Below are 19,618 nucleotides of genomic sequence, written 5' to 3'. Positions count from 1 at the left end.
CCAGACCTGACCGCGCGCCCTGCAGCCAACCGGGACGCGCGGTTTCCCGATGTTGGCATTGCAGGAGTAGTCCATGAACACCCAAACCCTTTCGCTGCGTCGCAATCTCGGCATCATTGCCCATATCGATGCGGGCAAGACCACGCTGACCGAACGGCTGCTGTGGAAAACCGGCCAGATCCATCGCGTCGGTGAAGTGCACGACGGCGCGGCGACCACCGACTTTTCGGCGATCGAGCGCGAACGCGGCATCACCATCGGTGCGGCGGCCGTGCAGGCGCAGTGGGCGCCGCGCGACCTCGCTGTGCACCGGCTGACGCTCATCGACACTCCCGGGCACATCGATTTCGCGATCGAAGTGGAGCGCTCGCTGCGCGTGCTGGATGGTGCGGTCGCGGTGTTTTCCGCGGTCGACGGGGTGCAGCCGCAATCAGAGACCGTCTGGCACCAGGCGCGCAGGCATGGCGTGCCGCTGCTCGCCTTCGTCAACAAGATGGACCGCATCGGCGCCTCGTTCGAGCGCGTCGTGGCCCAGCTTGCCGATCGCCTGCAGGCGCGCCCGCTCGCGTTGGGCGTGCCGCTGGGCAGCGAAGCCGCGTTCGATGGCTGGGTCGATCTGGTGGACCGGCAGGTGCTGCACTGGGATGCCAGCGGTTCACTGCAACGACGGGCCTGGACCGACGCGGAGGCGCTGCAGTGGCAGCCGCAGCGTGATGCGCTGGTGCAGGCCGCGGCCGAGCTGGACGACGCGCTGGCCGATGCCTGGCTGGCGGGTTCGCCGGTGGACGCCGAAGCGCTGCGCACGGCGGTGCGACGCATCGCGGTCAGCGGTGCCGGCGTGCCGGTGCTGGCCGGCGCTGCGTTCAAGGGCAAGGGCGTGGAATCGTTGCTGGATGCCATCGTCGACTACCTGCCGTCGCCACTGGACCGGCCGGCGGTGACGGCGGCCTCCGGTGAGGACGCGGTGCAGTTGCCGCCCGATGCAGAAGGTCCGCTGGCCGCGCTGCTGTTCAAGGTCACCCACATGCAGCAGGGTGCGCTGGCCTTCGTGCGGGTGTACTCGGGCACGCTGCGGGTGGGCGATCGCATCGCCAGTTCGCGGCACGACGCGCGTCGGGTTGGACGGCTGGTGCGGGTGCAGGCCGATCAGGTGCATGACATCGAACAGGCCGAGGCCGGCGACATCGTCGCGGTAATGGGCTGGAAGGATGCGATCAGCGGGGAAACGCTGTCCTCGCTGCAGCAGCCGTTGCTGCTGGAAGCCATCCAGTCGCAGCCGGCGGTGCTGGCGTGGCGGCTGCAGGCGGGCCGCGCCGGTGACCTGATCCGTATCAGCCAGGGGCTGGCAAGCCTGGTCCAGGAAGACCCGTCGTTCCGCGTCGAGGCGGATGCAGAGACCGGCGAAACGCTGGTATGGGGCATGGGCGAGCTGCACCTGGAAGTGATGGTCGAGCGCCTGCGCAGCGAGTGGAAGGTCGAGGTACAGGTCGGCCAGCCACGCGTGGCGTACCTGGAAAAACCCCGCAGCGAAGCACCCGGCGTGGTCGGCCGGGTGGTCAAGCAGAGTGGTGGGCAGGGCCAGTTCGCGCACGTGGTGCTGGACGTGCGTCCACGCGATGATGATGCGGTGGAATTCAGCGACCGCATCGTTGGCGGCGTGGTGCCGCGCAGCTTCATCCGCGCGGTGGAGCAGGGCGTGCGCGCCGCGCTGCAGGACGGCCCGCAGGGTCATCCAGTGGTCGGCCTGGACGTGGTGCTGGTGGATGGGCAGACGCATGCGAAGGATTCGTCCGAGCAGGCGTTCCATCGCGCCGGGATGGAGGCGGTGAAGGCAGCGCTGGCCCAGGTGGGCACCCAGTTGCTGGAGCCGGTGATGTCGCTGCAGGTGCTGTCGGCCGCAGCCCATGTCGGTGACGTGGTGGGTGACCTGCAGCGGCGCCATGGACGGGTGCAGGCGATCGACGAACGCGAAGGCCGTTCGCAGGTCAGCGGGTTTGCACCACTGGCGCAGTTGCAGGGCTACAGTACGGCGCTGCGTTCGATGAGCCAGGGACGGGCAAGCAGCACCATGCAGTTGCACGGTTATGCGCCGGCGCAATGAGTAGACGGGTAAGGGGCGGCTTCGGCCGCCCCTTTTTTATGCCCGCTGCAGGAGCATGACGGCCAGCGGCCGTCACTACCGGGTAGCGCCGACCCATGGTCGGCGAGCGCAGCGGAAGGCAGGAGCATGACGACCAACGGTCGTCACCCACCGCGGCAGGAACATGACGGCCAGCGGCCGTCACTACCGGGCGTGGGTCGGTGTCACCAACCCAGTCGTGCGGTCGCCATCACCGTGCGGCCGCTGCCGTAGTAGCACGACGACACCGTCGTGCAGGTCGACACATATCGGCGATCAGCCAGGTTGCTCAGGTTCAGCGCCAACTGCAGGTCGCTGTTGCCAACCCGGCCGACGTCGTAGCGGATCGCCGCATCGAACAGGGTGTAACCCGGGATCCGGTACAGGTTCGCGCTGTCGCCGTAGCTGCGGCCGTTGTAGCGCGCACCCGCCGCCAGGCTCAGTCCTTCCAGTGCGCCGCCGGCGAAGGTGTAATCGGCCCAGAACGAGGCGGTGTAGTCGGGCACCATGATCAGCTGCTTGCCCTGGTACTGGTCCGAACGGGTCATCTCCGAATCCATCCAGCTTGCCGCACCGATCAGGCTGAAGCCTTCGAACGGGGTGACCCGGCCTTCCAGTTCCACGCCGCGCACGCGGCCTTCGCCGTCCTGGATCGAGCAGCGTGCATTGGCGGTCGCACCGCAGGTGATGTGGGTCGGATCGGGATCCTGGGTCAACAGGTTCTGCTGGCGCAGCTCGTACGCCGACAGCGTGACCAGGCCGTCGATGCGGGCCGGCTGGTATTTGACACCGGCCTCCCACTGGGTACCGGTGACCGGGTCGAACGCGGTGCCGTCGAAATTGTTCAGCGGACTGGTGGACGAGGGCTGGAACGATTCGGCATAGCTGACATACGGGGTGAGGCCATTGTCGAAGACATACAGCACGCCGGCGCGGCCGGTAAAGGCCTCGTTCTTGATCACGCTGCGCGGCTGGGTCACGGTCGCGCCGGTGACCGGGTTGCGGGTCGCGCTGGAGGCATCATCCTTGGTCCAGTCGTAGCGTCCGCCTACGGTAAGGCGCCACTGCCCCAGCGCCAGCTGGTCCTGCAGGTAGACGCCGCTCTGCCGGTTGCTGCCTTCGGTTGGGCTCAGGCTGGTGACCTGCGGCAGGTAACCGCTGTACACCGGGTTGAAGATGTCGATCGGCCGCGGACTGCTCATCGCACCGCGCACGCCTTCCCAGTCGGCACGCTGCCAGTCCCACCCCAGCAGCGCGACATGGTCCACGCCGCCGGTGCTGAAACGTGCCTGCAGGCGGGTGTCGAACGTATCGCCATCCGAATCACCGGTGCCGTAGGTGGCGCGGCGTGCCTGCGTGCGGCCATCGGCATTGAGCGCGCCGTTGGTGACCACGCCGCGGTACAGCGAATCCACATGCGTGCGGCGCGCGCTCTGGCTGAAGGTCAGGTGGTCGTTGAAGGCGTGCTCGAACATCCAGCCCGCGGTCCACAGCGTGCGATTGAACGTGTTCCAGGACGGCTCGCCGATGAAGGTGGTGTTCTTCATGTGACCGTACGGCGTGGCGCGCAGCGTGCCGTCCATCGGCAGGAACTGGTAGGTCGATCCGCCATCGTCTTTCTGGTACATGCCGAGCAGGGTGAGGCGGGTGCGCTCGGCCATCTGCCAGGTGTAGCTGGGGGCGAGGAACCAGTGTTCCTGCTCGGTGTGCTTGATCTGGGTTGCGCCATCGCGGTACAGGCCGACCAAGCGCACCAGGTGCGCGTCGTCGTCGCTGCCGGTGCCCACGTCGAACGCCGCGCTGTACTGGCCATGCGCATCCAGGCCGAGTCGCAGCTGCTGCAACTGGCCCGGCTGCGGGGTCTTGCTGACCTGGTTGACCATGCCGCCCGGTGCGACCTGTCCGTACATCACCGCCGAGGGACCCTTCAGCACCTCCACGCGTTCCAGGTTCCAGCTGTCGAACATGCTGCGGTTCCACTGGCTGCCCTGCGGCGCGCGCATGCCATCCAGGGTCACGTTGTTGGCCCAGCTGCCTGCATCGAAGCCACGGATGCGGAAGTCATCCACGCGGTTGTCGATGCCCGAACTTTCCAGGCTTACGCCGGCCACGTAACGCATCGCATCGTTGAGTGACTGCACGCCGCGCGCATCCAGTTCGGCGCGTTCGATCACCGACACCGACTGCGGCGTTTCGGCCACCGAAGTGCTGGTCTTGGTCGCGCTGCTGACGCTGTTGGCCGCGCGGTAGGCGTTGACCCGCACCGCGTCCAACTCAGTGGCGGACGGCTGCGCGTGGACTGCAGGTGCGCCGCAGACGAGCGCGCAGGCAATGGCCAACGGGCGGAAACGGAAGGGGGAGGGTCGTGAGGCGGTGGGTCGTGTCATGGGCGTGCGCGGGCGTGCCTGCACGCCGTGGATGCAGGATCCGGAGGCGGCCGACAGCGCTATGAGAGAGGTGGATCACAGTCTACTGTCGGCCTTGTTGAAACGCAATTGCGACCCATTCGCAATCAGAGGACTCGCGAGGCGCGCAGCGCCGTTTGCCGGGTGCGGCCGATCGTGGCGCGCGAGCCGGAAAACCAGCAGTTTCCGTGAAAAAAGACTGGATTAAAGTGATGCCTCACGATAAAGTGCGCGGCCGTTTTCCCTCCCCATTCCCATGCGCGACGACAAAGACCCCGGGACCTTCGAACTGGCTCTGCCGCGCAAGCGGGGCAGGCCGCCGAAATTCGGGTATGCGATGAGCGATGCGCAGCGTGCTGCCCGCTATCGTGCGCGCCGCGCAGGCCAGGCCAACCATTCCGATGTGCGCAAATGCTCGGACATGGTGCTGCTGGACAAGATCCGTGGCGCTATCCGCGGCAAGGATCCCGAGCTGACCGGCTTCCTGGTGCACGTGCTGTGGCAGCGCTATCCGTTGCAGCTCAAGTAAGGCCGCAGCGGCGGGGTGGTGATTGCAACGTGGCTTGTTGATAATGCGGGCTTCATGTTCCACCCGCATTCGCGCCCGGGATGGCTGGCGCGTTCAGTAGAGATGGCTTTCTGATGACCAACGGCAACGACACCGCGCCTGCAGCAGGCTCCCCTTTGTTCTACAGCCGCCCGGTGCCGCTGCAGTCGGATATCCACGGCGACCTGCGCATCCTGCCGGGCAAGCTGGGCTTCGCTGCCAAGACCAACGCGATTCCGTTGATCGTCAACGAGTTCTCGCTGGCGCTGCACCATTTCCCGATCCTGTTCGCCGGCCCGGACGCGGTGCCGATGGCCGCCCTCGGCGTGACCGAGGACAACCTGTTCGTCACTGACGGCCAGTGGGAGCCGGATACCTACGTGCCGGCCTACGTGCGCCGCCACCCCTTCATCTTCATCGATACCGACGGCAGCCAGAACTACGTGCTGGGCTTCGACGAAGGCACCGAGCGCATCGTCAAGGGCGGCACCGAAGGCGAGGCGCTGTTCGTCGACGGCAAGCCGAGCGAGCTGCTGCAGCAGGCGATGGAATTCTGCGGCCGCTTCACCGCCGACCACAACCACACCCAGGCGTTCTCCAAGGCGCTGATCGAGCAGGACCTGCTGGTGATGCGCAACGCCAACGTGCGCCTGCCGAACGGCCGCGAACTCACCCTGCAGGGCTTCAACGTGGTGGACGTGGAGAAGTTCCAGAAGCTGCCCGATGACGTGGTGCTGGCATGGCACCGCAACGGCTGGCTGGGCCTGGTGCACCAGCACCTGATGTCGCTGTCGCGTTTCGGCGACCTGACCCGCAAGCAGGCGCAGCGCGACGCCTGACCGGCCTGCAGGGGTGCCGGTCAGAACGACCGGCATCGCCATGGGCGGCGTCCTGGCGCTGTGGCGGCGGGGGATTTCCGCCGTTCCTGGCCCGGCGCTACCGGGCTTTCGGCGTACGCTTGCGCGGTGCGCGCTTCGGGACGGTCGTTGTCGGCTGGGGCTGCTGTTCCAGCCACGCCAGCGTGTCGGCGTAGGCAACGAAATGCCGCAGATAGTCGGGCGAGAGTGCCTGCATCGCATCGAGCATGCGATGCACCAGCACGGCCGAATTCAACGGTCCACCTTCGGCCGGTGTCTGCTGCAGGGCGATACGCAGGCGGCTGTCGGCGTGCAGCTGCTGCCAGGCATCGCGCATCGGTTGCAGTGATGGCAGCTGCGGATAATCCGGCAGCGAGGCCGAGCCCGCTTCCAGCTGCCGCACCAGCCCCGCCAGCCCGGTGACAGCGCGGTCATCGCGCATCATCGGCATCCTTCGTGCCCGGACGCGGCATCGGCGCGATTTCCACGCGTCGATTGCGCGCGCGCCCGGCTTCATCGGCGTTGGAGCTCACTGGTTGTTCGGCCCCAAAGGCGGCGGCAAACACCGAAGACGAGGGCAGGCCCTCGGCGATCAAGGTGCGGGTGACGGTCAGCGATCGTTGCGCGGACAGTTCCCAGTTGTCGGCGAACTGCCGGTTGTGCGCGTGCACCGGCTGGTCGTCGGTGAAGCCGCTGACCATCAGGATGTCCTGGCGTTGCGCCAGCCAGCCCTTCAACGGGCCGGCCAGGCTGCGCAGGACCTCGCGTCCTTCCGGCTGCAACTGGTCGGAGTTCAGGGCGAACAGGACATTGCCGCTGATGCCGATACGCCCGTCCACCAGCGTGACCCGGCCGCCGGCCAAGGGTCCGGCCAAGGCCTGCTCCAGGGTCTGTTCGGCGGCCTGGCGCTGCTTGGTTTCCGCATCCAGCCGCCCGCTCAGTTCCAGCTGCATGGCGACCACGCCGACCAGGATCAGTACGAAGGCTCCCAGCAGCACCGACATCAGGTCGCCGAACGCGGCCCAGATGGGCGTGCCGCTATCGCCATCCAGTTCGTCGTGATCGCTCATGCGGCCCCTGCCGGCGCACGGCCCTTGCCAAGCTGGCGCAGCTCTTCGGTGATCTGCTTCTGCGACAGCAGGCTCAGGTCGACCACTTCACGCGCCTGCGCCACGTAGTAGGCCAGCTGCTCATCGCTGCGCGCCAGCGAAGCGTCGAGGGCGCCGGACAGGTGTTCCAGATGGGTCGACAGGCCGCTGCTGGTCGCGGTAAAGGCGGTCACGGCGCCTTCCAGTCCGGCGGCCAGTTCGCGGCTGCCGGTGGCGGCGTCGGCAACGCTGCCCACCAGTTGCTGCAGCGTGCCCGCCTGGGCGTCGACCTGTTCGGCAAAACGCTCGCCGGTGTGCTGCATCAGCCCGGCGGCGTTTTCGATCAGCTGGTCCACCGCAACGCGCTGCGCACTGGACGTGGCCTGGATCGATTCCATCAGGCTGCCGACGGTACCCAGCAGCTGGGCGCGTTCGTCCAGCAGGGCGGTATCGCGCACCAGGCTTTCGGACAGACGTTGGCGCAGCTCGGCGACCACTTCGGCGGCGGCGCGCGGCGCTTCACTGGCGGCATCCAGCAGGCGGGTGATTTCGGCGAGGGTGGCGGTGGACTGTCGCCGCGCTTCTTCGCCGATGCTGCTGGCGGTCTGCTGCAGCGTTTCGCTGATGTGCTGCTGCTGTGCCGTGGCCCGTTCGCTGTGCGTGACCCACTGCGCACCCGCCTGTTCGACCAGCGCGGTGAACGCCTGCGACCACTGCTGCAGGCGCGCCTGGTCGCCTTGTTCGGTCCGCTCCAGCAGCGCCTGGTGGGTGTCCTGCAGCTGGGCCAGCAGCGCACGCGCATCGGCTTGCTGCGCCTCCAGCGCCGCCGCGCGTGCAAGCGCATCGCGTTCAGTGGCAGCGTCACCTGCGGCCTGCTGCTGTTCGGCCAGCGTGGCCCAGTGGGCGCCAAGCTGTTCGACCTGGCTGCGCAGGCGGCCATCGATCTCGCCCAGCAGGCGATCAGTGCCGTCCTGCTGGCTGGCGATGACGCCGGACAGCGCGCTGCCAAGGGCCGTGACCAGCGCAGCGTTGGCGGCCTGCTGCGCGCTGAGCGCACCTTCGAACTGGGCGCGCAGGTCGCTGGATACCGCCTGCGTCGATGCCTGCAGCGCATCCAGCTGGCGCTTCACCGCATCGGTCACGCTGGACTGGGTACGCGCGGCGGTCGCTTCAAGGTTCCCCAGGGCATCGCGCAACAGCGGCTGCAGCGTCGTGCCGATGGCTTCAGTGCCGGTCTGTACGCCGCGCTGCAGGGATTGTTCCAGGCGTGCAGCCAGAAGCTCCTGCGCCGCATCGTGGCGCGCGATGAACGCCTCCTGGCGTGCCTCCAGTTGTGCGTGGCTGGCTGCCGCTGCCTGCTGCACGCCGTCCACCAGCTGCTGCAGTTGCTGCACCAGGGTGGGCAGCACGGCCGCCTGGTCCTGCATCAGGCGCAGGCCTTCCGCACGCTGCCAGGCGTGGCCATGCACCGACAGGTCGGTGCGGATGTGCTGGTCGAGCAACTGCACCGCGGCCAGGCGCTCACGGCGCAGAAGTGCCGAGAGCAGGCCGAGCATCGCCGATGCGGCGACACCGGCGATGGAGGTGCCGAACGCTACCGCCAAGCCTTCCACCGGCGATGCCAGCGAGCCGCGGATGGCCTGCAGGTCGGTCGCGCTCTGCAGCGCCATGCCGGTGCCGCGCAGCGTCGCCATCATGCCCAGCAGGGTGCCGAGCATGCCCAGCAGCACCAGCAGGCCGACCAGGTACGGGGTCAGCGCGGGGCCGGGCAGGGCGCTGCGGTTGCCTTCCACGCGCAGCCGCACCGCGCCGCGCAGGGCGGATGGCACGCGCTTCAGCCAGTCGTCCAGGTCTTCCCTCTCACTGGCGTTGCCAGTGGCGCCACGCAGCGCGTCGGTCGCGCGGCGGAACTGCAGCAGCTCCCAGCCGCCAACGCAGTAGCACGCGGCAATGAGCAGGGCGACGGCGGCGCCGAGCGTGTTGTGGCCGATGTAACCGACGCCTATCCAGACCGCAGCGGCCAGTCCGAGGAGGAAAACGATCAGGTGCAGGGCATTACGCAGCATGGGGCGGTGCTCGGTGCGGATGGACGGCGGCAGACAGCGCGTCGATCGGATGGAAACGGAGGTCGAGTTCGGCCAGCAGCAGGTCGCGCACGGTATCGCGCAGCGCGGGCGGCCAGGACGGCTCGGGAAGGGGGTCGGGCATGACGGCAGGCGATGCCGCGTCGGCGTCCACGGCAGGGGAGTCGGCACTGATCGCGGTTGGCAGGCAGGCGGCGAGGTGCGGGGGCAGGCGGTTCAGCAGCCGGTATTCGCGCGGTGCCAGCACCTGCTCCATCACCGCATCGATCTCGGCCAGGCGTGCGCCGTGGTCGTCCGTTCTCGCCAGCGCGTCACGCAGGCGTCCACGCAGGCGACCGGTGGTGGTCAACTGGGCCCGCTGCAGCGCGGCGTGCCGGCGTTCGAATTCGACCGGTGACATCGGCTGCTGCAGTTCGGCCATCAGCGCGTGGATCGCCTCGGCGTGGGTGCTGCGTGCACGCGCGCACTCTTCGACAAGGCGGTCCACGTCGATGTCAGCCGGCTGTTCCGGCTGCTCGGGAAGGCTGCCATCCAGTGCCCGTGCGAGGGCAACGGCGCGGTTCCAGTCCACCCAGCTGCCCAACACCGCAGGCAGGGCAGGGCTTTCGGCCGGGCCGGAGTGAGGGCCAAGCCGCTGCATTGCGCGGATCAGGGGCGGCCCTGCAACGGGCGGCCGAGGTGACGGTTTCGCCATTGTCAGGAGGCCAAAAGACGAGATTTTACACGCTTGCCACGGCGGCTGCCTGAGCTGACTCGCCTTCCGGCACGTGAACGGCCACGTGCCGGATGTGTCATAACTGTACAGGACATCCGGTATAGTGGTCACATCCCGACGCAATCCTGTTGATCACCCATGTCGCTGACCGCTTCCGTCCCCGCCACGTCCGCGCTGTCGCCCGCGCGCCGCTGGAGCCTGCTGTTCACCGTGGCCGCCGGCCTGCTGCTGGTCACCCTGGACAATTCGGTGCTGTACACCGCGCTGCCGACGCTGGCCAGTGAACTGGCCGCCAGCGACAGCCAGCAGCTGTGGATCGTCAATGCCTATCCGCTGGTGATGGCCGGACTGCTGCTCGGGGCCGGCACCCTGGGCGATCGCATTGGCCACCGCCGCATGTTCCTGATCGGCCTGCTTGCCTTCGGCGCGGCCTCGCTGGCAGCGGCCTTCGCGCAGTCCGCCGGGCAGTTGATCGCCGCGCGCGCGGCGCTGGCCGTGGGCGCCGCTGCGATGATGCCGGCGACGCTGGCGCTCATCGGGCTGACCTTCCACGAAGAACGCGAACGCAACATCGCCATCGCCATCTGGGGTTCGGTGGCCATCATCGGTGCCGCGCTCGGTCCAATCATCGGCGGCCTGCTGCTGGCGCGCTTCTGGTGGGGCTCGGTATTCCTGGTCAACGTGCCGGTGGTCGTGCTGGCGTTCATCGCCACGCTCGTGCTGGCGCCGAAAGGCGTGCCGGATTCCAGCCGGCGCTGGGATCTGCTGTCTTCGTTGCTGGCGCTGGGGGCGCTGTCAGGCCTGGTACTGGGCATCAAATCCGTGATGGCCGCACCGCCTGCGTGGGCCACGGCCGCCATCGCCACCACCGTGGCGCTGATCGCCGCTGCCGCTTTCGTACGCCGCCAGCGCGTGCTGCCGTATCCCTTGCTGGACTTCGCTATCTTCCGTAACCCGGCCTTCCTGTCCGGCACGCTGGCGGCGGTGTTCACCTTGTTCGCGCTGGCGGGCCTGCAACTGGTGACCACCCAGCGCTTCCAGCTGGTGGCCGGCTTCAGTCCACTGCAGGCGGGCCTGCTGGTGTCCGTCGCGGCGATGGGCAGCCTGCCCAGTGCGCTGCTGGGCGGCAGCTTCCTGCATCGGGTTGGACTGCGTCCGCTGATCAGCGGCGGGCTGGCCTGTGGTGCGGTGGGCGTGACGGTCGTTGCGCTGGGTTTCCCGCATGGGCTGGGCTGGGTCATCGCCGGCATGGCGCTGACCGGCGTGGGGATGGGCGCGACCATCTCCGTAGCCTCCACCGCCATCATCGGCAATGCGCCCGCCGACCGCGCCGGCATGGCCTCGTCGGTGGAAGAGGTGGCCTACGAATTCGGTGGCCTGCTGGCCGTGGCGGTCCTCGGCAGCCTGGCGGCCGCGCTGTACAGCGCCTTCCTGCCGGCTGACGCCGCGTTGCCGGCTGCCGCGCGCGAAGGTATCGGCCAGGCACTGCAGCTGGCCGGCGATGGCGCGCCTGCCTGGGTGGGTGACGTGCATGCCGCCTACGACCGCGGTTACCAGCTGGTGCTGGGGGTGGTTGCGGCGGCCCTGGCGATCGGCGCACTGATCACTGCGTTGCTGCTGCGCGGCGTGCACGGTGGCCGCGTCGGCACCTCGATTGCCGTACATTGAACGCATGAGAACCAGCAATAAAACGAAGATCCTCGACGCTGCGGTGCGGGTCATCAACCGCGATGGCGTGCGTGCGGTGACCTTCGAATCGGTATCCAGCGAATCGGGCCTGACGCGCGGCGGGCTGCTGTACCACTTTCCCTCGCGCGAGGCGTTGCTGCGCGGCATCGACGAACACCTGGTGCAGGCATGGGAAGCGTCCATGCAGCAACTGCTCGACGTGCCTGCGGGGCAGGCCAGCGCCGTCGAACGGCATGCGGCCTACATGCGCGTATCGGCTCACAGCGCGACCCGCGCCGAGCTGATCTTCATGCTGGAATCGGTCCAGCCCGACAGCGATGTCGCCCCCTGGAGCGAAGCCATGGCGCGCTGGGCACCGCCGCCCCCGCGCTCGGGTGAAGCCGATCCGGCGGTCTGGGACAACTTCATCGCACGGTTGGCGGCCGATGGACTATGGGTATACGAGGGCATGTACAACGGCAGGATCGACGAGGACGTGCGCGCCGGCATCGCGCAGCGGCTGATGGCGATGTTGCGGGCGCAGGCGGAATAAGCGCTCACGCCCGGAGCGCGCGCACCGAGCGCGGGCTCCGGAACGATTGGCGCAGGCATCCACCTGCGCCAATGCTGTCGGTCAGGCGATGCCCGCACCACCGGTCACGCCGAAGACTTCACCGGTCAGGTAGCTGCCTTCCTGGCTGGCCAGCAGCACGTAGACCGGCGCGATTTCCACCGGCTGCCCCGGGCGCTTCATCGGGACCTGCGTGCCGAACTTTTTCACCGCATCGGTCGGCTGGCCACCGGATGGCTGCAACGCCGTCCAGAACGGGCCGGGTGCCACCACGTTGGCACGGATGCCTTTTTCAACAAGCTGCGCCGACAGCGCCTTCGTATAGGCCACGATGCCGGCCTTGGTTGTGGCGTAGTCGAGCAGGATGGCGGAGGGGTCATACGCCTGCACCGAAGCGGTAGTGATGACCGCCGCACCCGGCGGCAGGTGCGGAACGGCCGCCTGGCAGATCCAGTGCATGGCGTAGAGGTTGGTCTTCATCGTCCTGTCGAAGTCCTCCGCGCTCAGCTCGGCGATGCTGTCGCGGTACTGCTGGCGGGCCGCATTGACCACCAGGATATCCAGGCCGCCGAACGCTTCCACCGTGCGCTCCACCATCGTCCTGCACCATTCCGGATCGGTGATGTCACCCGGCAGTGCCAGCGCCTTGCGGCCCTCGGCTTCGATCAGGGCAAAGACTTCCTCTGCATCGGACGCTTCGGAGGGCAGGTAGGACAGGGCCACATCAGCACCCTCGCGGGCGTAGGCAATCGCGGCTGCCCGGCCGATGCCGCTGTCGGCGCCGGTGATCAGTGCGCGGCGTCCGCTCAGCTTGCCCGAGCCCTGGTAGCTCGTTTCACCGTGGTCCGGCACCGGGTCCATTGCCGCGGCCTTGCCCGGCACCGGCTGCGGCTGGGCGGGGAAGGGCGGCTGCGGGTACTGGCTGCGCGGGTCCTGCATTTTCAGGCGATCATTCATTGTCGATCCTTGTTGTGGAGCGGGGGGAGAGTAGGCGGCTCATGGGCAGCCCAGGGCGTCTGCAATGGTGGCCATGGCCATCACCTGGGCCAGATGGCTCAAGCCTTGCGGGGTATTGCCGAGGTAGTGGCCCGTGGCGGGGTCCACCATTTCGCTGAGCACGCCCTGGCAGCGGCCGAGGGCGCCGTTCAACGCATCCACGCGGTCGCGCGCGTCCGCGACGAAGCCCAGTCGTGCGTAGGCCTCGGCCATCCAGTAGGAGCAGGCGATGAAGCAGCTTTCCTCCTCGGCCATGCCCGAGTAGCGGTAGTGGAAGCCCGACTGGCCCAGCTCACGGTCGATGGCACGCAGGGTGGCCAGCAGGCGGTCCCTGCCGTCGAAGCGGAAGCGCACGGCCAACGCCAGCGCTGCGTCCAGCCTGCCGCTGCCGGGATACATTTCGTAGGCCTGCAGGGAGTCGGACCAGCAGTTGGTTTCGATCCATTCACTGATGCGGTCACGTTCGCGCTGCCAGCGGTCACGGCAGGTGGTCGGCAGCTGGCCCTGATCGGCCAACTCGACCGCCCGCGCCAGCGCCTGCCAGCAACTGATCTTGGACATCGTGTAATGCTCCAGCTCCGGCAGTTCCCAGATACCGGAATCTTTCGCGCGCCAGTGGTCAGCGCACAGGTCCGCGATCCGGGAAAGCAGCTCTGCGCTGGCGCCATCCAGGATGTTGCCCGCGGCCACGAAGCAGAATGCGGTCTCGAAGATATCGCCGTAGATACCGTGCTGGTGCTGGTCGCCGGCAAGGTTTCCTTTCACCACCGGCTGCGAACTGCGGTAGCCATGCATGGGCAGTTCCTGCACCGGCTCCACCTTCTCGCCATCCAGGGTGAAGACCACCTTCGGGCCGTGACGGCGCAGCTGGCGCAGCAGCCAGGTAAAGGCCGCCTTGGATTCTGCTTCCAGCCCTGCGGCGAGGAACGCCTGGATGGTGTATCCGGCGTCGCGCACCCACGCGTAGCGATAATCGAAATTCTTGTCGCCGCCAATACGCTCGGGCAGCGAGGTAGTGGCGGCAGCGGCAATGGCACCGGAGGGCGAGTACAGCAGCAGCTTCAGCGCCAATGTGCTGCGAACGAACGTGGCGCGGTCCCATCCGCCGTAGGACACGTTGCGGGCCCACGCTTTCCATTCGCGGTCGGTCAGGTCGATGCGGCCATCCACCTCTTCCACCGAAGGCGCCACCAGCGGCTCATCCTCGCCCACCACCAGCGCCACGGTCACGCGCTCACCGGCGCTGACGGTGCATTCACCGCTTGCGCCTTCGTCGGTCCACTGCAGCTGCAGCGCCGGATGATGGATCATCACGCCCAGCAGCCGCTGTACATGGAAGACCACGTGTTCGCCGATGGAAGAGCAGTAGGGGCTGGCCGATTGCGCGCGCGTACCGGGGCACATCCGCACGGCAAAACGTACTTCGCCCTCGAGGCCCTCGATGCGCCGCGCCAGCTCGCACCACGGCAGTCGGCCGGCGTTTCCGCTGTTCAGCGATTCGGTCAGCGACGCACGGCCAGATGCCGTGGTGAACACGGTCTCCAGCACGTTGCTCTCCGCCCGGTAGCGCCGTTCGACGGTGCAGGGCTCGGTGGGCGCAATACTGAAGTAACCACCGCTGGTGGCATCCAGCAGGCGATCAAACAGCGGCGGACTGTCCATGTTCGGCGCACACCACCAGTCGATGGAACCGTCGCAGCCAGTCAATGCGACTGAGCGCCCTTCGCCCAGCGCCGAGTACTGTTCGATCGGCAGCGCGCCGTCCTGCCTGCGGTCAATGGCAATCGGCGCTTCGCGGTGTGGGGTGGCAACGGGGTGGGTGGCCTCGGGCAGCGTCGACATCAACGCGCCTTCCGGCAAGCGTGCAAGGCTGCCGAAACAGCACGGGGGAAGCACATGGTGGATGTCCAGACGTAGGGTGCATTGAAGCTAGACAGCCGCACGCGCAGGCAGGGTGAGGCAGGGCTCAACGCCACGTGATCACTGCACTGCGTTGACACCTGTTTGCACGCCGCGTGGACACGCCGGCGACCATGCTCGCCTCGCTACACGACGAGGTTTTCATGCAACGTCCCGTTCTTTTTCTCCTGCACAGCCTCGGCGCCAGTCATCGTGAATGGAGTGCCGTACAGCGCGCCCTGGGCGAGCAGTTCGAGTGTGTCGCGCTGGATATTCCTGGCTTTGGTGGCACTGCCGCGGGCAACGCGACGGACATCGATGCCCTGGTGGACTGGTTCCAGCAGGAAGTGACCGCGCGTGCACCCACCTGCTGGTTCGCCGTCGGCCACAGCATGGGCGGCAAGATCGCCACGCTGCTTGCCGCACGCAGTCGCGACGGCGTGCAGGGGCTGGCAGGCCTGAGCGGCGTGGTGCTGGTGGCGGCATCGCCGCCGTGCCCGGAACCCATGCAGGAGGCGCGACGCGCGAAGATGCTGGACTGGTTCGCGACGGGCGCGCCTACTCGGGCCCATGCTGAAGAATTCATCGACGCCAACACGCACCGTCCGCTTGCCGGGGCTGCCCGCGAAGGGGCCATCGTGGATGTGCTGCGAACCGATCCCATCGCCTGGCGTGCCTGGCTGGAGCGCGGCAGCCGCGAGCATCGCCAGCACCGGGCCGCACATCTACGCGTACCGGCGCTGATAATCGCCGGCGCCGAGGACGGCGACCTCGGCGAAGCGGGGCAACGCGCACTGAACGTACCGCACTATCTGCACGCGTCGGTCGACGTCGTACCAGACGCCGCGCATCTGATTCCGCTCGAGCAGCCCGACTGGCTTGCCCAGCGCATCGCAGCGTGGGCACTGCCGCTGGCTGCGTCCGCGTTGCCCGCAGCGTTCGTCCAACTGCTGGACGCCGAGCGCGTCGCCCCGCGCATGCGAGCCCGCTTGCTGGCCCGCCATGCCACGCCGCTGCCGCTGCAGGAATCGGCACTGCCCGCTCGCCATCTGGCCGTGCTCACTGCCTTGGCGGCGCGCCTTGTGCCCGGCGCCGATGCCGATGACCTGGCGCTGCGCGTCGGCCACGCATTGGTGAACCAGGAAAGCGACGGCTGGCGGTTTGCCGACCTGCCCGCCGATGCGGACGCATGGGCACAGGCGCTGGATCAACTGGATGCCGCCGCCAATGGATTCACCACGCTGGACGCTGCCGCGCAGCACGGCCTGCTTGACCAGGTACAACGGCAGAGCGCCATCGCGCCGCCGGGCGGCACCTTGGATCCGGTGCAGTGGGCCCAGTGGTTCGAAGATGCGCGGGCGCTGTTTGCCAGGACATGGATGGGCCTTCCCTCCACCTGGGCCCGCATCGGCTACGACGGCTTTGCCGTCGGAGGCAAGGGTGCGCAGAGTCAAGGCTACGAGCACACCGAAGCGGGCACGATCGATGCGTGGCAGCTTCCATGCTGAGGGGTGCTGAGCAGGTCCGCGCAACGGCCGGGTCGGTCGATGCGGTCATCATCGGCAGCGGTGCTGGTGGCGCGCCGCTGGCAGCCCGCCTGGCGGAGGCAGGGGTATCGGTGCTGGTACTGGAAGCGGGCCGCACCTTCACCCCGGATGATCACCTTGCCGACGAACTGGCCACCGACATCTACTGGATGGAGGAGCGCCTCAGTGGCGGCCAGACGCCTACCGCCTTCGGCGCCAACAATTCCGGCCAGGGTGTGGGCGGATCCACGCTGCACTGGGGCGCGTTCTGTCCACGCCCGGACCCGCGCGACCTGCGCCTGCGCTCGCTGACAGGGCAGGGGGCAGACTGGCCCATCGCACCAGCAGAGTTGCTGGCATACATACAAAGGGTCGAGGCGTTCATCGGCGTATCCGGCCCGGCGCACTACCCATGCGACACGGCCCGCCAGTACGGCTACCCGCCCGTGCCGCGCAATGCCTCGGCGCAGGCCATGCAGCGCGGTTGCAATGCGCTCGGCGTGCGCGCCACCGATGCGCCGGCCGCGCTGGTCAGCCAGGCCCGGCAGCAGGCGCACTGGGGCCTGCGCCACGCCTGCAACAACTGTGGTGCGTGCCATCAGGGCTGCAGCAATGGCGCCAAGGCCAGCACGGATACCTCCTGGTTGCCGTGGGCGAGGGCACACGGCGCCACCGTCCGCGATGAAAGCCGAGTCGTGGACCTTGAGCGCGACACCCGTGGCCGCATCAGCGCGGTGGTCTACCAGCGCGAGCATCGCCTGCACCGGGTGAAGTGCTCGGCCGCTTTCCTGTGCGCAGGCGGCGTGGAGACACCGCGCCTGCTGCTCAACCTGGGGCTGGCCAACAGCAGCGGCCAGGTCGGGCGCAACTTCATGGCCCACGTGGCCACCCAGGTGTGGGGGTCGTTCGACGCGGACATGTGCATGAACCGCGGCTACCCGTCCTCGCTCATCTCGGAGGATTTCGTTCGCCCGCAGGACGCCTCTTTCGTTGGCGGCTACCTGGTGCAGAGCTTGGGCGTGCAGCCGGCGACACTGGCCAACACCTTTGCCCGCGGCGCAGGACTGTGGGGCCAGCCGCTGGTGGATGCCCTGTCCTCCTACCGGCACCTGGCCGGTATCGGCATTAACGGCGAGTGCCTGCCGCAGGACGGGAACCGGTTGACCCTCAGCGATGAACAGGATGCATTCGGCATGCGCCGTGCGCGGATCGACTTCAGTTATGGACCCAACGAGAAGGCGCTGGACGCGCACGCGCAGGCCCAGTTGAGCCGCATCTGGGAAGCCGCAGGTGCGACCGGCATCTTCGCCGCCGCGCGCTCGGCACACACCTTGGGCACCTGCCGGATGGGCGATTCGGCGGGCACGGCGGTGGTGGACGCCGACGGGCGCAGCTTCGACATCCCCAATCTCTACATCTGCGACAACTCCATCTTCCCCAGCGCGCTGGCCGCCAATCCGGCCCTGACCCAGATGGCGCTGGGCCTGCGTACGGCCGAGCGCTTCCTGCAGGCGCGGCCGCCCCGGGGCACCACTTCCTCCCCCAACAAGGACACATCATGGATCTCGGAATAGAAGGACGCATTGCGCTGGTCAGCGGCGCTGATTCGGGCATGGGCAAACAGAGCGCACGCGAGCTGCTGCAGGCGGGTGTGCGCGTTGCGATCACCGACGTGGCTGACGGCACGCTTGATGAGGCCCTGCAGGAGCTGACACCGCTGGGTGAGGTGATGGCCGTTGCCGGTGATGTCACCGATGCCAACGATGTCGAGCGGATCTGGGCCACGGTGCGCAGCAGGCTGGGCGATCCGGACATCTACGTCAACGCGGCCGGCGTCACCGGTGCCACCGGCGACTTTCTTGATGTGGACGATGCGGGCTGGCTGCGCACGCTGGACATCAACCTGATGGGCGCCGTGCGCATGTGCCGCCAGGCCATTCCCGCGATGCGCGCAAAGGGCTGGGGGCGGATCGTGCTGTTCGCTTCGGAGGATGCCGTCCAGCCCTATACCGACGAGCTACCGTACTGCGCCTCCAAGGCGGGCGTGCTGAGCCTGGCCAAGGGACTGTCCAAGCAGTACGGCAAGGACAACGTCATGATCAATACCGTGTCACCGGCCTTCATCCATACGCCGATGACCGACGCGATGATGCACAAGCGCGCCAAGGAAAAGGGCGTGTCGTTCGACGAGGCGGTGCGCAGCTTCCTGGACGAAGAGCGCCCCGGCATTGTGCTCAAGCGCCGCGGGCGGCCCGAAGAGGTTGCCGCTGCGGTGCTGCTGCTGTGCTCTGAGCGCGCCAGCTTCATCAACGGCGCCAACATCCGGGTCGACTCGGGCTCGGTGTTTACGCTGGCCGGGTAGGGCAGCGTGATCGCTTCCCGCGCGGAGACGTGACGCTGGATGGCCGCAGGTCCAATCTCCACCGGCCTGAAATGAATCTCCAGGGGACGTCGATGGGCCGATATGCCTTTACTAGTGATCAACTCACACGCGCCAAGCAGGCGCTGGCGCATCGCCGTCTCCGCCCATGGAGGTCAGCCCCGAGTAGAGGATCTGGGTAGATCTAGAAGATCTGAAATCACCTTCATGCCGGACTCTTTCTCAGCCTTTGCGTCTACGCTTTCCTCTTCCCAACAAGCAGCGACAAGCCGATCGATAGCCTCTCCCTCGACGGCGATCGCATGCATTTCCCAATGAGGGAGTTGTCGCGACTTCACAACTGCGCTGCTGATCTCTGTCAGGCCTCTGTGACTGCTTGAAGACCTTACTCGCCCGTATACAGCGTCCACCCCATCGTGCGGACCTTCGAAATACTGGAAAAAGCGAGCCCCATCGGTGAGTAGCACTCCAGTGACACCCGCGAGCCGATTAAACGTCGCGGCGCTCGCCGCAAGCGCATGCAACCTGCCCTCTGTCAGGCCGCCTGCTGCTTGGCTGATGTACACAACTGCTCTTATAGCCACCCAACGCGCCTGCACAATTTGTTAGTGATAAGACTAACAGCCTATGTCTCAGACGCAGGCCGTTTTTATGAACAATTTATGTTTCGGTTAGTCGACGTAGCGTCTACGAGCGTTCACCTCACGCAGGTATGCGTTCACCCAGCATGGAAATACCAATGTGCAACTGCAGGGCTCGGCGA

15 protein-coding genes and 1 pseudogene are annotated in these 19,618 nt (G+C 67.4%); 8 read left to right on the top strand and 8 right to left on the bottom strand.

The window, feature by feature from the left end; genetic code table 11:
- Positions 1 to 73: 73 nt before the first annotated feature.
- Positions 74 to 2,101 carry an elongation factor G gene (fusA, locus tag RTX79_RS03475; RefSeq protein WP_312681869.1) on the top strand — a complete coding sequence of 676 codons (2,028 nt, stop codon included), beginning with the start codon at positions 74 to 76 and terminating at the stop codon, positions 2,099 to 2,101.
- A 203-nt stretch (positions 2,102 to 2,304) separates the two neighbouring features.
- Here fusA and RTX79_RS03470 read toward each other — a convergent pair whose 3' ends face one another.
- Complete coding sequence (locus RTX79_RS03470) at positions 2,305 to 4,383, bottom strand: TonB-dependent siderophore receptor (RefSeq protein ID WP_312681867.1); 2,079 nt, start codon at positions 4,381 to 4,383, stop codon at positions 2,305 to 2,307.
- Between the two features lie 397 nt (positions 4,384 to 4,780).
- On the opposite strand from RTX79_RS03470, the gene RTX79_RS03465 reads away from it, so the two are divergent.
- Positions 4,781 to 5,053: a hypothetical protein gene (locus tag RTX79_RS03465; RefSeq protein ID WP_057507245.1), complete on the top strand. Its 273-nt coding sequence runs from the start codon at positions 4,781 to 4,783 to the stop codon at positions 5,051 to 5,053.
- A 113-nt stretch (positions 5,054 to 5,166) separates the two neighbouring features.
- Positions 5,167 to 5,910, top strand: a complete 744-nt coding sequence (locus tag RTX79_RS03460; RefSeq protein WP_057507244.1) for a SapC family protein — start codon at positions 5,167 to 5,169, stop codon at positions 5,908 to 5,910.
- 97 nt (positions 5,911 to 6,007) lie between these two features.
- Here the strand turns inward: RTX79_RS03460 and RTX79_RS03455 are convergent, their stop codons facing one another.
- Genes RTX79_RS03455 through RTX79_RS03440 form a run of 4 tightly spaced genes read right to left on the bottom strand, consistent with a single transcriptional unit; the run spans position 6,008 to position 9,740 of the window.
- Positions 6,008 to 6,370, bottom strand: coding sequence for a DUF2894 domain-containing protein (locus RTX79_RS03455; protein ID WP_312681862.1), 363 nt, complete (start codon positions 6,368 to 6,370; stop codon positions 6,008 to 6,010).
- Positions 6,360 to 6,998 carry an OmpA family protein gene (locus RTX79_RS03450; RefSeq protein WP_312681861.1) on the bottom strand — a complete coding sequence of 213 codons (639 nt, stop codon included), beginning with the start codon at positions 6,996 to 6,998 and terminating at the stop codon, positions 6,360 to 6,362. The genes RTX79_RS03455 and RTX79_RS03450 overlap by 11 nt, the downstream gene beginning before the upstream one ends.
- Positions 6,995 to 9,082 carry a hypothetical protein gene (locus RTX79_RS03445; protein ID WP_312681860.1) on the bottom strand — a complete coding sequence of 696 codons (2,088 nt, stop codon included), beginning with the start codon at positions 9,080 to 9,082 and terminating at the stop codon, positions 6,995 to 6,997. Before RTX79_RS03445 ends, RTX79_RS03450 begins: the two co-directional genes overlap by 4 nt.
- Positions 9,072 to 9,740: a DUF3348 family protein gene (locus RTX79_RS03440; protein ID WP_428695939.1), complete on the bottom strand. Its 669-nt coding sequence runs from the start codon at positions 9,738 to 9,740 to the stop codon at positions 9,072 to 9,074. The genes RTX79_RS03445 and RTX79_RS03440 overlap by 11 nt, the downstream gene beginning before the upstream one ends.
- 213 nt (positions 9,741 to 9,953) lie before the next feature.
- On the opposite strand from RTX79_RS03440, the gene RTX79_RS03435 reads away from it, so the two are divergent.
- Together RTX79_RS03435 and RTX79_RS03430 are read left to right on the top strand one after the other, a co-directional pair.
- On the top strand, positions 9,954 to 11,483 hold the full coding sequence (locus RTX79_RS03435; RefSeq protein ID WP_312681856.1) for an MFS transporter: 1,530 nt from the start codon (positions 9,954 to 9,956) through the stop codon (positions 11,481 to 11,483).
- A gap of 4 nt (positions 11,484 to 11,487) precedes the next feature.
- Positions 11,488 to 12,036: a TetR/AcrR family transcriptional regulator gene (locus RTX79_RS03430; RefSeq protein ID WP_057507238.1), complete on the top strand. Its 549-nt coding sequence runs from the start codon at positions 11,488 to 11,490 to the stop codon at positions 12,034 to 12,036.
- A gap of 81 nt (positions 12,037 to 12,117) precedes the next feature.
- Here RTX79_RS03430 and RTX79_RS03425 read toward each other — a convergent pair whose 3' ends face one another.
- Positions 12,118 to 13,011: an SDR family oxidoreductase gene (locus tag RTX79_RS03425; RefSeq protein WP_312681853.1), complete on the bottom strand. Its 894-nt coding sequence runs from the start codon at positions 13,009 to 13,011 to the stop codon at positions 12,118 to 12,120.
- Positions 13,012 to 13,050: 39 nt separating this feature from the next.
- Positions 13,051 to 14,892, bottom strand: a complete 1,842-nt coding sequence (locus tag RTX79_RS03420; RefSeq protein WP_312681851.1) for a glycoside hydrolase family 15 protein — start codon at positions 14,890 to 14,892, stop codon at positions 13,051 to 13,053.
- Between the two features lie 221 nt (positions 14,893 to 15,113).
- Between RTX79_RS03420 and RTX79_RS03415 the strand changes: the two genes are divergently transcribed.
- The 3 genes and pseudogenes from RTX79_RS03415 (at position 15,114) to RTX79_RS03405 (ending at position 18,837) form a co-directional block, all read left to right on the top strand.
- Entirely contained in the window at positions 15,114 to 16,457 is a 1,344-nt protein-coding gene (locus RTX79_RS03415; protein ID WP_312681849.1) for an alpha/beta hydrolase, read from the top strand.
- Positions 16,451 to 17,983, top strand: a pseudogene (locus RTX79_RS03410) (GMC family oxidoreductase); the annotation flags it as partial. The gene RTX79_RS03415 and the pseudogene RTX79_RS03410, both read left to right, overlap by 7 nt.
- Before the next feature lie 50 nt (positions 17,984 to 18,033).
- The gene (locus RTX79_RS03405; protein WP_312681845.1) at positions 18,034 to 18,837 is read left to right on the top strand and encodes an SDR family NAD(P)-dependent oxidoreductase; all 804 of its coding nucleotides are present in this window, start codon (positions 18,034 to 18,036) and stop codon (positions 18,835 to 18,837) included.
- A 173-nt stretch (positions 18,838 to 19,010) separates the two neighbouring features.
- On the opposite strand, the gene RTX79_RS18275 is transcribed toward RTX79_RS03405, so the two are convergent.
- Positions 19,011 to 19,421: a BLUF domain-containing protein gene (locus RTX79_RS18275; protein ID WP_428695938.1), complete on the bottom strand. Its 411-nt coding sequence runs from the start codon at positions 19,419 to 19,421 to the stop codon at positions 19,011 to 19,013.
- Positions 19,422 to 19,618: the final 197 nt, after the last annotated feature.

The organism is Stenotrophomonas chelatiphaga (genome assembly GCF_032054965.1).
GTDB lineage: Bacteria > Pseudomonadota > Gammaproteobacteria > Xanthomonadales > Xanthomonadaceae > Stenotrophomonas > Stenotrophomonas chelatiphaga.
The sequence above is the reverse complement of the archived record's forward strand: the minus strand, read 5'-3'. Positions and strand labels throughout refer to the sequence as shown.

Bases quoted from the DNA above. Each gene is read 5' to 3' on its own strand.
- fusA (WP_312681869.1), top strand. From the start codon at position 74: ATGAACACCCAAACCCTTTCGCTGCGTCGCAATCTCGGCATCATTGCC.
- RTX79_RS03465 (WP_057507245.1), top strand. From the start codon at position 4,781: ATGCGCGACGACAAAGACCCCGGGACCTTCGAACTGGCTCTGCCGCGC.
- RTX79_RS03460 (WP_057507244.1), top strand. From the start codon at position 5,167: ATGACCAACGGCAACGACACCGCGCCTGCAGCAGGCTCCCCTTTGTTC.
- RTX79_RS03455 (WP_312681862.1), bottom strand. From the start codon at position 6,370: ATGCGCGATGACCGCGCTGTCACCGGGCTGGCGGGGCTGGTGCGGCAG.
- RTX79_RS03450 (WP_312681861.1), bottom strand. From the start codon at position 6,998: ATGAGCGATCACGACGAACTGGATGGCGATAGCGGCACGCCCATCTGG.
- RTX79_RS03445 (WP_312681860.1), bottom strand. From the start codon at position 9,082: ATGCTGCGTAATGCCCTGCACCTGATCGTTTTCCTCCTCGGACTGGCC.
- RTX79_RS03440 (WP_428695939.1), bottom strand. From the start codon at position 9,740: ATGCAGCGGCTTGGCCCTCACTCCGGCCCGGCCGAAAGCCCTGCCCTG.
- RTX79_RS03435 (WP_312681856.1), top strand. From the start codon at position 9,954: ATGTCGCTGACCGCTTCCGTCCCCGCCACGTCCGCGCTGTCGCCCGCG.
- RTX79_RS03430 (WP_057507238.1), top strand. From the start codon at position 11,488: ATGAGAACCAGCAATAAAACGAAGATCCTCGACGCTGCGGTGCGGGTC.
- RTX79_RS03425 (WP_312681853.1), bottom strand. From the start codon at position 13,011: ATGAATGATCGCCTGAAAATGCAGGACCCGCGCAGCCAGTACCCGCAG.
- RTX79_RS03420 (WP_312681851.1), bottom strand. From the start codon at position 14,892: ATGTCGACGCTGCCCGAGGCCACCCACCCCGTTGCCACCCCACACCGC.
- RTX79_RS03415 (WP_312681849.1), top strand. From the start codon at position 15,114: ATGCAACGTCCCGTTCTTTTTCTCCTGCACAGCCTCGGCGCCAGTCAT.
- RTX79_RS03405 (WP_312681845.1), top strand. From the start codon at position 18,034: ATGGATCTCGGAATAGAAGGACGCATTGCGCTGGTCAGCGGCGCTGAT.